The following is a 14,178-nucleotide window of genomic DNA, read 5'->3' on the forward strand; positions in this document are numbered from 1 at the left end:
TCTAACGCATAGCAATGCGTTTTAAAAAACGCTCATATTCCTGCTTCAAATAATCAATTTTGCGCGGCAGCTCTTTCATATATAGCTCTGGCGAACTGTAATCACCAGGATTGTGTTCCAGTTCTACTGTAAGCTGTTCAACGATGCGATATAGCGGGATGTTGTGCTCAGCCTGAAACCGTCTAAAATCTCTTTGCCAGATAAAAGACAAAAAGTAATCGACGTACTTTCTGCTCACGCGTAAGGGCAACGTCTGTAGCTTTTCAAGCAAAAAGTTAAAGGCGGGTAATGCCAGCACGCGAATTCTTTCGGCTTCAGTTAGCCTGTCTTTTCCCATTGGGACTGTTGCATTGGAGAGTCGTGACCGGATGCAGGCGAGGGGATTAAGAACCCTGACAAATTCATGATACATCGCTGCACCGTGCCGATCGGGCATGACCAGGTAAGGTTCGGTATTAAGCCTGAGTTTATTGCCGACAAAATCATCGGCGTCAAAACCCGTCGGTCGGTCGATAATATCGACAATGTTTGCTTCGTTTAGTCGCGCATTCAAAAACTGGCCCTGTTCATCCTCTTTTACCTGGCCGGTGTCCCTGTCTATTAAACTCAATACCGCGATTGAAGGCGGATGAAATATATCCTGAGTTTTGCTTTCTACGTTAAAGATACGCGCAATCACATCCACACCTTCTTTACGCGCCACATAATCGACGTCGATTGAGGTTATAGCCGTCACATCTGGCTGGTCAGGGTAAAGATGCAGATAGGTGAGATACCAGTACATAACTGCTTGTCCGCCTACAGTTATCACTGGCGACGGAAGCTGATAAGCATTGTCAATCAAATAGCGATTGAGTTTAAGAGTCTGTTCTTCGGGCGGAATAGAACGTTCAGTCATAAAAATTCTATCTCAGCGACGGCGCTTTTTTATAGCCTGGGCAGAGGCAGAGGATACAAGAGAGAAAGTGTTTTCAGAAAAACGTCTGGCTGCGGCCCTTTTTAGCCGGAACAACACCGTCAGGGCGCTTTTCAATTATGCGGCCAGTTGCCTCGCCTTTGCGGACGGCTTCAACATGCTGCTGATATTCACGCTGATGCCTGATTTTCGCTTCCTGAGCTGACATAGAATCACCGATTAGATAGGCCAAAACGGACTGTTGCTCAAATATACGCCAGCGGCCTTTTGCTGACAATCGTCTAAAAATTAGCCCTGCAACCGAGGTGAGGAGCAGAAGTCATACTGTGAGCTAAAGGATCTCCAGCACCGCTTCCGGCGGCCGGCCAATGCGCGCCCGATCGCCGTTGATCACCACCGGCCGTTCCAGCAGCGCCGGATGCGCCGTCAGCGCCTCAAGCAGCTGCGCCTCGTCGGCCTCTTCCAGCCGCAGCGTTTTATAAAGCGTCTCTTTGGTGCGCATCAGCTGCCGAACGCTGCGCATGCCGAGTTTTTTCAGCAGAATTTGCAGCGTCTTGCGGTCCGGCGGGGTTTCCAGATAGTGGACGATAGCAGGCTTAACGCCGTTCGCCTCCAGCAGCGCCAGGGTTTCCCGACTCTTGCTGCAGCGCGGATTGTGATAAATGGTGACCATGCTGGGTTATCCTTTTTGATACTGCTTGAAGCGGGTTTGCAGCTGACGAAGCTGGTCGATACGCGCGTCGTAGCGCGCCTGCTTCAGGCTGCCGACCGGCACCTGCGCGCTGGCGCTGCTCAGCGTAGTAATCGCCTGATCCAGCTGGCCGTTAAGCGCCAGCGTTTCGGCACGCGCCGCCATCTCTTCATCGTTCAGTCCCTGCTGCGCCGACGCCTGTGCCAGCAGATCCCAGCCGTTAACATCGTCCGGATGTGACCAGGTGTAGCGATTCAGAATGCGGCTGGCGTTGGCGGGCTGTTTTGCCTCGACGTAGGCGTTCGCCAGATTGAGCTGCACCACCGGGCTGTTTTTGGCCGCGCCCGCGGCATTCAGCCGGGCGATCGCCTGCTGCGGCTGGTTCAGGCCGATATCGATATCGGTCATGATGTCGAGATACCAGACGTTATCGGGCTGCTTCGCCAGCAGCGGCTCGATGATCTTTTTCGCGTTGGCGAAACTCTTCGCCTGTAAAAACTGTACCGCTTTACCATACTGCGCCGCCTGCTGCTCGCGGCTGTTGCCGTGGCTATAGCTGTCCAGCAGCTCGTCGGTCAGCTGGTTGCGACCGGTGGCGTACATGCCAAGCGCGCGCACTTTCGCCATGTAGTAATCCTGTGATGACTGCACCACTACCGGACGCATCTGGTTGGCGCGGTTGCGCGCGTCCGCCAGGCGGCTATCGGGCAGGGGGTGCGTCAGCAGGATCTCTGGCGGTTTCGACGAGAAGCGGCTCTGATCGGCCAGCTTCTGTAAAAAATTGGGCATCGCCTCAGGATCGAATCCGGCGCGCTGCAGCACCTGAATGCCGATGCGATCCGCCTCCTGCTCATTGCCCTGGGTGAAGCTGATAATGCCCTGCTGGGTGCCCGCCAGCGTGCCGGTCAGCGCCGCCATGCCCGCCTGAGGACTCGCCATCGCCAGCAGAATCGATCCCAGCGCCCCGACCCAGGTCAGCGGTGCGTTGCGCTTCTGATCTTCCATGGCGCGCGCCAGATGGCGTTGGGTAACGTGCGAGATTTCATGCGCCATCACCGACGCCAGCTGGCTCTCATTTTCGGTAAAGCGGAACAGCGAGGCGTGCAGCACCACGTTGCCGCCGAAGAAGGCGAAGGCGTTGAGCTCGTCGTTCTGGATCAGGAAAAAGTGGAAGGGCGTCTTCACCGAATCGGCATGGGCGACCAGGCGCTGGCCGAGCTGGTTGATGTACTCATTAAGCAGCGGATCGTTGATCAGCGGCGCGCTGGCGCGCAGCTGACGCACGTAAAAATCGCCCATCTGCATCTCCTGACCGATAGAGAGCGTTGAGCCTGCGGTGGTGCCCATATCGGGAAGGGCGTCGCTGACGTCAGCCCAAACGGACGCGTGCGGCATCAGCATCAGCGTGGGAAGCAGCGCGGCGAGTAGCGTTTTCTTTAACCGGTTCAACATGCCTGGATCCTGTAGAGAAACTCTGAGGCCTGGAAAGTACATTGTGCTTTTTCAGGGTAAAAGACGCGTCGCGCCTATCTTAACCAGAGCCTTAAAAGAAAGAAACGGTCTGCTCTGCTATTCCCACACCCCGCCGCGGCGCTTTTGCCGCAAAAAATTGAACGTTAAACGCAGGGGCGCTTTCGTTCAAAAATAAAACGCGCATTTACTCCCTTAGCGGGAAACGACGCTCTGGCAGCGCTGCAGCAGGTGTGGATTTTTTAAACGCCCCGGGCGGGATAGCTGGCAGCGATAGAATATGGGGAGAGGAACCACGCTTTTTGATTAAAGATATGTAAATTTACTCAAAAAAATTGAAGGTGGCATGTTTTTTTCCAGGCTTACTCTGAAAAAAACGCGCCGAAAGGGCTTAGCGAGCGAAAGCGAAAATCAATCATTTTTATTGTGGTGCCTGCTGCGCTTCACCGGGAAGTATAAATAGCTGGTACGTTATTCGGTGCATTGAATTTAATTTAACGCCGTTCTCTTCTTTAATATCGATCCACTTCAATGCTGACCACTACGCCTCTCGCCATCAAAAGTGTTCATCAATTAACTTTGTTAATAGTTCCCTTTGCAATTAACGCGCCTCAGGCGGTCAGCGCTCCGCCCTTTTGCCGCGCCAGCGCTGTGGTATAGATAGCTCACCCAATTCGGGATGTGAACCAGCGCTACGCTGTTGTCCGGAGATAATTTATGCGTTCAGCTGTATCTTACGCGCTCATCGCCATTATTGGCGGTGCTGTTGGCGCGGGCGTTACCCAGAGCGGCGCGCTCTATCAAAAAGTCGTTAACCATTTTGCCGCCAAACCCAGCGATCCTGACGGTTTCTGGAGCACGCCCGCCGTCGACGGCTACGGCAAGATCCATTATGAACCAGACGCCGCCTTTAAACCGGTCGCGGGTCTGAGCAATAAGATTGTGTTCCAGATTACCCGTAGCGACGGCGCGATGACCGACGTCAACCTCGGCCTGGAGCGCGTGGCGCGCGTGGTCAATCTCTATGTCGCCTCTGGCGTGCCGGTCGAAGAGCTAAAATTCGTGGTCTCGGTAACGGGCGACGCAACGCCTGCGATGCTGGATAACGCCCACTTCAAACAGTTCTATGGCGTAGACAATCCCAACCTCAAGCTTATCAACCAGCTTGATAAGTTGGGCGTGAAGGTCTCTGTCTGCGATCAGTCGGTGGCTTTCCACCATTATCCCAACGACTGGATCGATAAATCGGTTGTCCATGCGCTCTCCAGCCCAACTACGGTCTCAACCCTGGAAAATCAGGGTTACGCATGGCTACAGATGTAATCACACTTCAAAAATAACAAGCAGGAGAATAACGATGCGCCCAGCGGCCTATATTGTGGTGGCGGCGATAGCCGGTTTTATTGGCGGCAATGTGTTACAGCTGCCGGAATTATATGACAAGGTGAGCGGCAAATTTGCCGGTAACACCACACAGCCAGCGGATTTCTGGAGTACGCCTGCAATTGAAGGCTTCGGCAAAATTCACTATGTCGATACGCCCGCTTTTAAACCCGGTACCGTGCCGGGCCTGAGCAATAAAATCGTTTTCCAGATTAACCGTAATGAAGGCGATATTCGTCAGCCGAATCTCGGGCTGGAGCGCGTCGCCCGCGTGACCAACCTTTATTATGCTGCAGGCGTGCCGCTGGATCAGCTGAAATTCGTGGTGTCGATCAACAGCGATGCGGTGCCAGCCGCGCTGAATAACGATCAGTTCCATAAAGCCTACGGCGTGGATAACCCCAATCTGAAGCTGATTGACGAGCTGAAAAAGGCTGGCGTGCAGGTTTCGATCTGCGACCAGTCGGTGGCCTTCCACAATCTGCAGCGCGACTGGATCGATCAGCGCGTGACCCATACCATCTCCAGCGGCACCACGGTGGCGACGCTGCAAAACGAAGGCTACGCCTTCCTGATGCTGTAAATCCCCTCCCGACAGCGGCCGCGCGCCGCTGTTATCTTTATTTCGCTGTGGCTGACGTTATCTGCCGCATGGACGTTTGACTCAGGGGCGCACCTTCAATATGCGCGGCGGGTTTTGCATCAGACCGCTTTTGACCTGCAGCCGAACGGGCCGCCCCCCTTGTACGCCACTCCTCTGAATCCTTCACGATCGATACCAACCGATCCCTCAGCACCAGCGTAAATAAAAGGTTTCTGAGAATGTCGCGGCGGGAAAGGTGCTCATGAGGGCGACTGCGTGTACACTTGGCGATTGCCTCACCAGGGCAGATCATCTCCAACAATAACGACATTCTCAGGCCTTTCAGCATGTACTTATCTTTTGCGGCGGGCGCGCTATGCTAATGCGCCTGCGTCCCCGAACCGATCTGCGTACGCTTATTGCGTTGCTCGCTATCGTCAGCATTGTGGTTACGCTGACCAACACGCTCTATGCCACCTGGCGCGTGCAGCGTATGGCGCTGATCGACAGCACGCTGGAGGCGAACCGCGCTTACGCCACCAAGCTCGCCTCCACCACCGAAATCTTTTTCCAGCTGGCGCAGTCGCAGCTGCACTACAGCGCCAGGCTGCTTGGCGAAAACTTTGAGGATCCCGCGCTGCTGCGTCAGGAGGTCGATCGCCTGCGCGAACAGACCAGCAGCTTTAACTCGGTGGCGGTGGTCGACGCCAGCGGCGTGGTAAAAGCTATCTCGCCGGAGTCGCTGATGTTGCAGGGCATGCACCTGACCAGCGATGCGTCACGCGAGGCGCTAAGCGCGCGGCAGCCCGCCATCAGCAAGCCGACCATTTCAGCGGCAAACAACCTGATTATTTTCGTCTCCTGGCCGATCTGGAGCCGCGACGGGCACTATCTCGGCTACGTAGGCGGCACCATCTACCTGAAAAAGAAAAGCATCTTAAATACGCTGCTCGGCGAGCAGTACTATCGTGACGGCACCAGCGTCTATGTGCTCGACAGCAGCAGCCAGGTGCTCTATCACCAGAACGGGCAGCTGATTGGGAAAACCCTGCCCGCGCTGCTGAGCGGCCACGACGAAAACAGCAACGGCTCGCTGCAGCTGCAGTCGGCGGGCGAACCGCCGCGCCTTGCCGGATACGCCGTCGTGCCGACCACCGGCTGGACGGTGGTGGCGCTGAAGCCCACCGCGGTAACGCTGGAGCCGCTCACCGGTCTGCTGATGCAGGTGCTGAAGCACTCGGTGCCTTTCGCGCTGCTGACGCTGCTGGTGGCGGTGGTGCTGGCGCGGCTCATCGCGCTGCCGCTCTGGCAGCTGGCGCGTAAGGCGCGCCAGATGGATGCGCCCGGCGTCTCGCTGGAGCTCGGCATGATTCATGCCTGGTACTTCGAGGCGGCGCAGGTGAAGCGCGCGCTGCTGACCGGCATCGGGCTGGTACAGGATAAAATTGGCCGACTGAAATCAGAGGTGCAGACCGATCCGCTGACGCAGCTCCTCAACCGACGCGGCCTCAGCGCAGTGCTCGACTACTATCAGACAATGCGTCAGCCGTTCGCCGTGCTGGCGCTCGATATCGATCACTTTAAGCGGGTCAACGACAGCTGGGGACACGACGTCGGCGACCGCGTGATCAAGCAGGTGGCAGAGACCTTAAGCGCCAGCGCACGTCAGAGCGACGTGGTGTGCCGCAGCGGCGGAGAGGAGTTTCTGATGCTGCTGCCAGTGACCGATATTGATGAGGCGAGCCGCCTCGCCGAGCGCATACGCGCCAGCATCGCCGCCGCGTCGATAGCCGACGTTGGCGCCATTACCCTTTCCGTCGGCGTTGCGGCCTGGCAGGATGAGGCGATGCCGCTGGAGCAGAGTTTGAAACAGGCTGACGCCGCGCTCTATCAGGCCAAGCATGACGGGCGCAACTGCGTGCGGGTGGCGAAGGCGTCGGAGAGCCTGACGCCGTAAAGAGAAGAGGGGGATGCGGCGCAGGGCCGCATCCGCGCCGCGTTACGCCGACTTCAGATAAGCCATCACGATGTCGTGATGGTTAGAGGTTTTGAAGTCGTCGAACACTTTTTCGATTGTGCCGTCGACGCCCACCAGGAAGCTGATACGGTGGATGCCGTCATAGGTTTTGCCCATAAAGGTCTTCTCGCCCCAGACGCCGAAGGCGGAGCAGACCTCATGATCTTCGTCAGAGAGCAGCGTAAAGTTCAGCAGCTCTTTTTCGGCGAAGCGCGACAGCTTTTCAGGTTTATCAGTGCTGATGCCGAGCACTTCCACGCCCGCTTTCTTCAGCTCATCCATATTGTCGCGCAGGCCGCAGGCCTGCACGGTGCATCCCGGCGTCATCGCTTTCGGGTAGAAATAGACCAGAACGCGCTGTCCCTGGAAGTCGGTTAAATTTACCTGTTCGCCATCCTGGTCGGGCAAGCTAAATTTCGGTGCGGTATCACCGGCTTTCAGTGGATTCATCACTACTCTCCATTTTTTCTTTATGCTGTGGGCGACCTGACATCTGACAAACGGCGTCAGGCGAAAAGCCGCCATCAGGGGATATTGCGCCACATAGCCAGACAACAGTGATGTGGAGAAATAGCCCCGGCTTGTTTACAGCTTAGCGTGAACCCTGCAGCGTTGCCGCATCGTCGTCGGCCAGGCTGTAGAAACGCAGCGTGCCGTCGGCGTTGAGTTCGCGGCACAGGGCGTAAAACGCCTGCTCAAACTGAGAGTCGCCAACGCCTGCCGGGCTGTGCGCGGTAATTTGAATATAGAGCGTCGGCGTCTGATCCGCCTGACCCGGCTTGATGCGCGATCCCAGCTCAGCAATGTTCATCGCATGTTTGTCGAACAGATCGGTAAAGCGTTCGATCAGGTGGGGCGAATCGGGCACCTCGACCTGCACCCACACCGTCGCCGGCATCGGCGGACGCATTCTGGCGCTAGTGCGCTTCATGACGATCAGCAGCTCCAGCTCCGCCCCTTTCAGCGGCAGCGTCGATTCAATCAGCGCGATGGCATTCCAGCTGCCGGAGAGCAGCATAATAAAGGTGAACTCATCCCCGAGCATGGCGAGACGGCTGTCTTCGATATTGCATCCGCAGCTGCTGACGTGACGGGTAATGGTATTGACGATACCCGGACGGTCAACACCCAGTGCGGTGATCACCAAATGGTGGGGCTGAGACTGCGGCAAAGTGGGATTTCCTGTTCATTCGCTAATAACTATAAGGTAAACATAAAAAAAACTGCTGACAAGCGCAGGAGCGGCGTGGCCTGCTTGCTTTTCAGCAGAAGTAAAACGTACCATGAAGCACTTGTTTGTCGAGGGGATCGCCAATGTTCACGGGAAGTATTGTTGCACTCGTTACGCCAATGGATGACAAAGGTAATGTCTGCCGTGCGAGTCTGAAAAAACTAATTGATTATCACGTCGCCAGCGGCACCGCGGCGATCGTCTCCGTCGGCACCACCGGCGAATCCGCGACCCTGAGCCATGAAGAGCATGGCGACGTAGTGATGCTGACGCTCGAGCTGGCAGATGGCCGTATTCCGGTGATCGCCGGCACCGGCGCCAACGCCACCGCAGAAGGCATCTCTCTCACCAAACGCTTCGAAAACAGCGGCGTAGTTGGCTGCCTGACCGTGACGCCTTACTACAACCGTCCGACGCAGGAAGGGCTGTTCCAGCACTTTAAAGCGATCGCGGAAAGCACGGCGCTGCCGCAAATGTTATACAACGTCCCCTCGCGCACCGGCTGCGACATGTTGCCGGAGACCGTCGCGCGCCTGGCTGAAATCAAAAATATTATCGGAATCAAAGAGGCGACCGGGAACTTATCGCGCGTTAGCCAGATCCAAGCACTGGTCGATGAGGCCTTTATCATTGTCAGTGGCGACGACGCCAGCGCGCTGGACCTGATGCAGCTGGGCGGCAAGGGTGTTATCTCGGTCACGGCCAATATCGCGGCGCGTGAAATGGCTGAGCTGTGCGCGCTGGCGCAACAGGGCAACTTCGTCGAGGCGCGTCGCCTGAATCAGCGTCTGATGCATCTGCACCAGACGCTTTTCTGCGAACCCAATCCGATCCCAGTGAAATGGGCGGCGAAACAGTTAGGATTAATCGCCAGTGACACGCTGCGTCTGCCGATGACGCCGCTGAGTTCAGCGGCCATACCAAAAGTTGAGCAGGCGCTGATTAAAGCGGGTTTGCGATAAGTTAGGGAGTTTCAATGAATCATTCTGTAAAGCGCTCAACGGTGGCGACCGTCGTGGCGCTGTCTACTGCGATGCTGTTAACGGCGTGCTCAAGCGATCAGCGCTATAAACGTCAGGTAAGCGGTGACGAGTCCTATTTACAGGCCAGCGAGCTGCACGATCTGCAGGCCCCCGCCGGCATGATCCTGCCGGTGGCGCACGGCGATTACGACGTGCCGCACACCGCCGCCAGCGGCAACGTCGGCAAGCAGCTCGATATTCGTCCGCCAGCTCAGCCGCTGGCGCTGGTCAACGGCGCGCGTGCGCAGTTCACCGGCAACACCGGCGTGCTGATGCTGGAAAACCGTCGCGGCGCGGTCTGGTCGCAGGTGACCAAAGTCGTTGAGTCGAGCAACTTCCCCATTGCGCAGCGCAACGATGCGCGTCAGCAGCTCACCACTGACTGGGTGCAGTGGAACCGCGCCGACGAAGATCATCAATATCGCGGCCGCTATGAGATCAGCGTGCAGTCGCAGAGCTATCAGCAGGTGCTGACGGTGCGCCTGCTGGAGCTGGAGCAGGAAGGCAAAGCGGTCACCGCACCGGTGCAGATCCAGCGTTATACCGCGCAGATGCTCAACGCCATCAGCGCCGGTTTGGATAAAATCGACGTCGCCAGCGAAAACGCGGCGGCGGGCCGCGCCAGCGGCAGCATTGACGTACAGAGCGGCGCGGACGATACCGGCCTGCCGATGCTGGTGCTGCGCACGCCGTTCAGCGTTGCCTGGCAGCGTTTGCCGCAGGCGATGCAGCGCGTCGGCATGGAAGTGACCGACAGCAATCGCTCGCAGGGCAGCATGAATGTGACCTACAAGTCGCCGGGCAGCGGCGCGTGGGATGAGGTCGGCGCGAAAGATCCGGAGCTGCCGAACGGTGACTATAAAGTGCAGGTCGGCGACCTTGATAACCGCAGCAGCCTGCAGTTTATCGATCCGAAAGGGCACGTGCTCACCCAGTCGCAGAACGATGCGCTGGTGGCCGTGTTCCAGGCGGCCCTCAACAAATAAATCGCCTCAGGGCCGGAGATTCTCCGGCCTTTTTTTTTCTTCTCTGGCATAATAGCGCGCGGCGAAGTAAACGATTGCGTCGCGGCAATCCCCCAGCGGCCCGCCGTCGCAGAACACCTGAAATTTTCAAGTCTGGAGTTAACAAGATGCAAAAGCGAGCTGAGTTGTATCGCGGTAAAGCGAAAACCGTATACAGCACCGACAATCCGGATCTGCTGGTACTTGAGTTCCGCAACGATACGTCAGCAGGCGACGGAGCCCGAATCGAGCAGTTCGATCGCAAAGGAATGGTCAACAACAAGTTCAACCATTTCATCATGACCAAACTGCAGGAAGCGGGCATTCCGACCCAGATGGAAGCGCTGCTCTCTGACAACGAAGCGCTGGTGAAAAAGCTGGAGATGGTGCCGGTGGAGTGCGTAGTACGCAACCGCGCGGCTGGCTCGCTGGTTAAACGTCTCGGCGTGGAGGAGGGCATGATCCTCAATCCGCCGCTGTTCGATCTGTTCCTCAAAGACGACGCGAAGCACGACCCGATGGTTAATGAATCCTATTGCGAAACTTTCGGCTGGGTAAGTAAAGCGAACCTGGCGCGTATGCAGGAGCTGACCTTTAAAGCCAACGACGTGCTGAGCAAACTGTTTGACGACGCAGGCCTGATCCTGGTCGATTTCAAACTGGAGTTCGGCCTGTTTAAAGGGGAAGTAGTACTGGGCGACGAATTTTCGCCAGACGGCGCGCGCCTGTGGGACAAGCAGACCATGGACAAAATGGACAAAGATCGTTTTCGCCAGAGTTTGGGCGGTCTGATCGAGGCCTATGAAGAGGTGGCGCAGCGTCTGGGCGTTAAGCTCGACTAGGCTCATCGCCTGCCAGACAGAAAAAGGAGAGCCGCGACTCTCCTTTTTTCATTTGGCCGCAAGGCTGGTAGTTGTCTCCTCGCGCAACTAAAATCACGGGAAACTATCTTAATCAGGAGCAGTGTATGCGCTGGCAAGGACGTCGCGAGAGCGACAATGTAGAAGACCGTCGAGATCAGAGCCCAGCTTACGGTGGCGGCGGACGTCAGATTCGTATTCCACGCGGAAAGGGCGGCATTATTCTGTTAGTCGTGGTCGCGGTTGCTGGCTATTACGGTTATGACCTGACGGGACTGCTGACCGGCGGCGACGTTGCTCCCACCAGCCAGCAGCAGCGCGTCAGCGCCAATGATGACGAAGCGGCGAAATTCACCCGCGTTATCCTGGCCTCCACGGAAGATACCTGGAGCAAACTGTTCCAGCAGATGGGCAAAGAGTACACCGCGCCAACGCTGGTGATGTATCGCGGCGCAACCCAGACCCGCTGCGGCACCGGCCAGACGGCGATGGGTCCCTTCTACTGCCCGGCGGATCGTCGCGTCTATATCGACCTCTCCTTCTACGATGAGATGAAAAACAAGCTCGGTGCGGGCGGCGAATTTGCGCAGGGCTACGTAGTGGCGCATGAGGTGGGACACCACGTGCAGAATCTGCTCGGCATTGAACCGAAAGTGCGTGAAATGCAGCAGGGCGCAAGCCAGACGCAAATCAACCATCTGTCGGTAAAAATGGAGTTGCAGGCGGACTGCTTTGCCGGCGTCTGGGGCCACTATGTCAGCAAAGATAACTGGCTGGAAACCGGCGACCTGCAGCAGGCGCTGGATGCGGCGCGGGCGATCGGCGATGACCGTCTGCAGCAGCGCAGTCAGGGACGCGTGGTGCCCGACAGCTTTACCCACGGCACCTCGGAGCAGCGCTACACCTGGTTTAAACGCGGATTCGACAGCGGCGATCCGGGACAGTGCAACACCTTCGCCGCTAACTGATGTCGCCTGAACAGCTCAGCCGTCAGATGCAGCAGGCAGGCATCAGGCGGCTTTGCGTCATCAGCGGCGAGGCAGAATGGTCTCTGGCGCGCGCCGCCGAGTGGCGCGCCGCCTTGCCTGGCGACTGGCTGGTCGTGGGCGACGCGCCAGTTGAGGGGCTGCCGCACTGCGCGCCGTCGGCGCTGCGCACGCTGCTTGGCCGCGAATTCACCCATGCTATTTTCGACGCGCGCCGCGGTTTCCACGCCGAGGCGTTCGCCGCCCTGGCGGGCACGCTGCGCGCCGGAAGCTGGCTGCTGCTGCTGACGCCAACGTGGCCGCGCTGGGCGCAACAGCCTGACGAGGACAGCCTGCGCTGGGCCGACGTCGCCGAACCGCTTCCGACGCCGCACTTTGTGCGTCATCTGCAGGCGAGTTTGCTCGCCGATCCCGCCGTGGCGCTGCTGCGTCAGGAGGCGCCGCCGCGTATCTTGCCGCTGGCGCCGCTGCCGCGCTGGCAGTGCCGGGCACCGGAGCAGCAGCAGGCGATTGTTCATCAGCTGCTGACGATGACGTCAGGCGTCGCGGTGCTGACCGCGCCGCGCGGACGCGGCAAATCGGCGCTGGCGGGCATGCTGGCGCGGCAGATCCCGCGCGCGCTGATCACCGCCCCGGCGAAAGCCGCCACCGACGTGCTGACGCGCTTCGCGCAGCACCACTTTCACTTTATGGCGCCCGACGCCATTCTCGCCCAGCCGGATCTGCCCGCTGTCGACTGGCTAATCGTCGACGAGGCCGCGGCGATCCCGGCGCCTATCCTGACGCAGCTGGTCGCGCGCTTCCCGCGCGTGCTGCTGACCACCACGGTGCAGGGCTACGAAGGCACCGGCCGCGGCTTTATCCTGAAGTTTTGCGCCGCGCTGGAGCAGGTGCGTTACTTTACGCTGGATGAGCCGCTGCGCTGGTCGCGGCACGATCCGCTGGAGGCCTGGCTTAATCAGGCGCTGCTGTTTGAGGATGCCGCGCCCGCGCCGCGCGCTTCGGTCGGCGCGCCGCGTCGGATGCCTGACGACGCCTGGCGGCGCGATCCCGCGCTGCCGGCGGCCGCGTATCGCCTGCTGGCCAGCGCTCACTACCGCACCTCGCCGCTCGATCTGCGACGCTTAATGGATGCGCCTGGCATGACCCTGTGGCTGAGCGGCGAAGCGCCCGCGCTGCAGGGCGCGCTCTGGCTGGTTGAGGAGGGCGGTTTGACGCCCGAGCTGGCGCAGGCGGTCTGGGCGGGCAGACGCCGTCCGCGCGGCAATCTGGTGGCGCAGTCGCTGGCGGCGCACGCCGGATTGGTCGAGGCGGCGACGCTGCGCTCCAGACGTATCAGCCGTATCGCGGTGGCGGCGGAGCAGCGCAGGCAGGGGGTCGGCCTGGGGTTAGTCGCTGCCGCCCGGCGTCAGCGGGACGTGGATTTTCTTTCGGTCAGCTTCGGCTACACCGAGGCGCTGTGGGCCTTCTGGCGCGCCTGCGGCTTTAGCCTGGCGCGTATCGGCACCCAGCGCGAAGCAAGCAGCGGCTGCTATGCGGCGATGGCGATTCTGGCGCTGACGCCCGCAGGCCGGGCGCTACAGCAGCGCGCCGCGACGCAGCTGGCGCGCGACTGGCCGCAGCTGCGCCTGCAGGTTGCCGAGTCGATCGCGCTGCCGGAGGCACCGCTGACCTTTACTGATGAAGATGCCCGGCTGGCGGCGGGATTCGCCTGGGCGCAGCGGCCGCTGGAGGCGAGCCTGCCGGTGCTATCCCGGCTCGCCGCCAGCGTCGCTGTGCCGCCGCTGCTGCAGGCTGTGCTGCGGCCGGAAGCGGAGCCCGGCGCGCTGGCGCGGCAGGCCGGGTTGACCGGACGCAAGGCGCTAATCGCCCGGCTGCGCCTTGAAACCGGCGCCGTCCTGATGACGGTGGACGCGGCGCGCGCTGAACAGCTGCGTCGGCAAGTAGAATAAATCCACCAACTTGTTCAAATTTTCCCAATAGCGCTCTGCGCAGGGCGGCGTATAGTGATTAAA

At 59.0% G+C, this 14,178-nt stretch carries 14 protein-coding genes; 9 read left to right on the forward strand and 5 right to left on the reverse strand.

What is annotated here, in order from left to right; translation table 11 throughout:
• Nucleotide 1 precedes the first annotated feature (1 nt).
• Entirely contained in the window at nucleotides 2-898 is an 897-nt protein-coding gene (locus tag ACR6A7_RS14625; RefSeq protein ID WP_434125651.1) for a hypothetical protein, read from the reverse strand.
• Nucleotides 899-965: 67 nt separating this feature from the next.
• On the opposite strand from ACR6A7_RS14625, the gene ACR6A7_RS14630 reads away from it, so the two are divergent.
• Complete coding sequence (locus ACR6A7_RS14630; RefSeq protein ID WP_434125653.1) at nucleotides 966-1,121, forward strand: hypothetical protein; 156 nt, start codon at nucleotides 966-968, stop codon at nucleotides 1,119-1,121.
• A 126-nt stretch (nucleotides 1,122-1,247) separates the two neighbouring features.
• Here the strand turns inward: ACR6A7_RS14630 and arsC are convergent, their stop codons facing one another.
• Both arsC and bepA read right to left on the reverse strand, forming a co-directional pair.
• On the reverse strand, nucleotides 1,248-1,589 hold the full coding sequence (gene arsC / locus ACR6A7_RS14635; RefSeq protein ID WP_434125655.1) for an arsenate reductase (glutaredoxin): 342 nt from the start codon (nucleotides 1,587-1,589) through the stop codon (nucleotides 1,248-1,250).
• Nucleotides 1,590-1,595: 6 nt separating this feature from the next.
• Nucleotides 1,596-3,059, reverse strand: a complete 1,464-nt coding sequence (bepA, locus tag ACR6A7_RS14640; RefSeq protein WP_434125657.1) for a beta-barrel assembly-enhancing protease — start codon at nucleotides 3,057-3,059, stop codon at nucleotides 1,596-1,598.
• 735 nt (nucleotides 3,060-3,794) lie between these two features.
• On the opposite strand from bepA, the gene ACR6A7_RS14645 reads away from it, so the two are divergent.
• From ACR6A7_RS14645 to ACR6A7_RS14655, 3 genes are all read left to right on the forward strand, one after another.
• Nucleotides 3,795-4,400, forward strand: coding sequence for a DsrE family protein (locus ACR6A7_RS14645; protein WP_434125659.1), 606 nt, complete (start codon nucleotides 3,795-3,797; stop codon nucleotides 4,398-4,400).
• Nucleotides 4,401-4,434: 34 nt separating this feature from the next.
• Nucleotides 4,435-5,043 (forward strand): DsrE family protein, encoded by a 609-nt coding sequence (locus ACR6A7_RS14650; protein ID WP_033753830.1) that lies wholly within the window; start codon nucleotides 4,435-4,437, stop codon nucleotides 5,041-5,043.
• A gap of 376 nt (nucleotides 5,044-5,419) precedes the next feature.
• Complete coding sequence (locus ACR6A7_RS14655) at nucleotides 5,420-7,000, forward strand: GGDEF domain-containing protein (protein WP_434125660.1); 1,581 nt, start codon at nucleotides 5,420-5,422, stop codon at nucleotides 6,998-7,000.
• A 42-nt stretch (nucleotides 7,001-7,042) separates the two neighbouring features.
• Here ACR6A7_RS14655 and bcp read toward each other — a convergent pair whose 3' ends face one another.
• Both bcp and ACR6A7_RS14665 read right to left on the reverse strand, forming a co-directional pair.
• Complete coding sequence (bcp, locus tag ACR6A7_RS14660; RefSeq protein WP_434125662.1) at nucleotides 7,043-7,510, reverse strand: thioredoxin-dependent thiol peroxidase; 468 nt, start codon at nucleotides 7,508-7,510, stop codon at nucleotides 7,043-7,045.
• Nucleotides 7,511-7,652: 142 nt separating this feature from the next.
• Nucleotides 7,653-8,231 carry a glycine cleavage system transcriptional repressor gene (locus tag ACR6A7_RS14665; protein WP_033753810.1) on the reverse strand — a complete coding sequence of 193 codons (579 nt, stop codon included), beginning with the start codon at nucleotides 8,229-8,231 and terminating at the stop codon, nucleotides 7,653-7,655.
• 143 nt (nucleotides 8,232-8,374) lie between these two features.
• Here ACR6A7_RS14665 and dapA point away from each other — a divergent pair, with 143 nt between their 5' ends.
• The 5 genes from dapA to ACR6A7_RS14690 all read left to right on the forward strand — a co-directional run bounded on the left by dapA (nucleotide 8,375) and on the right by ACR6A7_RS14690 (nucleotide 14,115).
• On the forward strand, nucleotides 8,375-9,253 hold the full coding sequence (dapA, locus tag ACR6A7_RS14670) for a 4-hydroxy-tetrahydrodipicolinate synthase (RefSeq protein WP_434125664.1): 879 nt from the start codon (nucleotides 8,375-8,377) through the stop codon (nucleotides 9,251-9,253).
• A gap of 14 nt (nucleotides 9,254-9,267) precedes the next feature.
• On the forward strand, nucleotides 9,268-10,299 hold the full coding sequence (bamC, locus tag ACR6A7_RS14675; RefSeq protein ID WP_434125665.1) for an outer membrane protein assembly factor BamC: 1,032 nt from the start codon (nucleotides 9,268-9,270) through the stop codon (nucleotides 10,297-10,299).
• A gap of 146 nt (nucleotides 10,300-10,445) precedes the next feature.
• Nucleotides 10,446-11,159, forward strand: coding sequence for a phosphoribosylaminoimidazolesuccinocarboxamide synthase (purC, locus tag ACR6A7_RS14680; RefSeq protein WP_434125666.1), 714 nt, complete (start codon nucleotides 10,446-10,448; stop codon nucleotides 11,157-11,159).
• Between the two features lie 125 nt (nucleotides 11,160-11,284).
• The gene (gene ypfJ / locus ACR6A7_RS14685) at nucleotides 11,285-12,145 is read left to right on the forward strand and encodes a KPN_02809 family neutral zinc metallopeptidase (RefSeq protein ID WP_434125667.1); all 861 of its coding nucleotides are present in this window, start codon (nucleotides 11,285-11,287) and stop codon (nucleotides 12,143-12,145) included.
• On the forward strand, nucleotides 12,145-14,115 hold the full coding sequence (locus ACR6A7_RS14690; protein WP_434125669.1) for a tRNA(Met) cytidine acetyltransferase TmcA: 1,971 nt from the start codon (nucleotides 12,145-12,147) through the stop codon (nucleotides 14,113-14,115). The genes ypfJ and ACR6A7_RS14690 overlap by 1 nt, the downstream gene beginning before the upstream one ends.
• Nucleotides 14,116-14,178: the final 63 nt, after the last annotated feature.

The organism is Pantoea phyllosphaerae, assembly GCF_051025595.1.
In the GTDB taxonomy this organism is placed as follows: Bacteria; Pseudomonadota; Gammaproteobacteria; order Enterobacterales; family Enterobacteriaceae; genus Pantoea.

What these genes read in the sequence shown, in the direction of transcription:
- bamC (WP_434125665.1), top strand. Translation starts at nt 9,268, where the DNA reads ATGAATCATTCTGTAAAGCGCTCAACGGTGGCGACCGTCGTGGCGCTG.
- arsC (WP_434125655.1), bottom strand. Translation starts at nt 1,589, where the DNA reads ATGGTCACCATTTATCACAATCCGCGCTGCAGCAAGAGTCGGGAAACC.
- bepA (WP_434125657.1), bottom strand. Translation starts at nt 3,059, where the DNA reads ATGTTGAACCGGTTAAAGAAAACGCTACTCGCCGCGCTGCTTCCCACG.
- ACR6A7_RS14655 (WP_434125660.1), top strand. Translation starts at nt 5,420, where the DNA reads ATGCTAATGCGCCTGCGTCCCCGAACCGATCTGCGTACGCTTATTGCG.
- bcp (WP_434125662.1), bottom strand. Translation starts at nt 7,510, where the DNA reads ATGAATCCACTGAAAGCCGGTGATACCGCACCGAAATTTAGCTTGCCC.
- purC (WP_434125666.1), top strand. Translation starts at nt 10,446, where the DNA reads ATGCAAAAGCGAGCTGAGTTGTATCGCGGTAAAGCGAAAACCGTATAC.
- dapA (WP_434125664.1), top strand. Translation starts at nt 8,375, where the DNA reads ATGTTCACGGGAAGTATTGTTGCACTCGTTACGCCAATGGATGACAAA.
- ACR6A7_RS14645 (WP_434125659.1), top strand. Translation starts at nt 3,795, where the DNA reads ATGCGTTCAGCTGTATCTTACGCGCTCATCGCCATTATTGGCGGTGCT.
- ACR6A7_RS14625 (WP_434125651.1), bottom strand. Translation starts at nt 898, where the DNA reads ATGACTGAACGTTCTATTCCGCCCGAAGAACAGACTCTTAAACTCAAT.
- ACR6A7_RS14650 (WP_033753830.1), top strand. Translation starts at nt 4,435, where the DNA reads ATGCGCCCAGCGGCCTATATTGTGGTGGCGGCGATAGCCGGTTTTATT.
- ypfJ (WP_434125667.1), top strand. Translation starts at nt 11,285, where the DNA reads ATGCGCTGGCAAGGACGTCGCGAGAGCGACAATGTAGAAGACCGTCGA.
- ACR6A7_RS14690 (WP_434125669.1), top strand. Translation starts at nt 12,145, where the DNA reads ATGTCGCCTGAACAGCTCAGCCGTCAGATGCAGCAGGCAGGCATCAGG.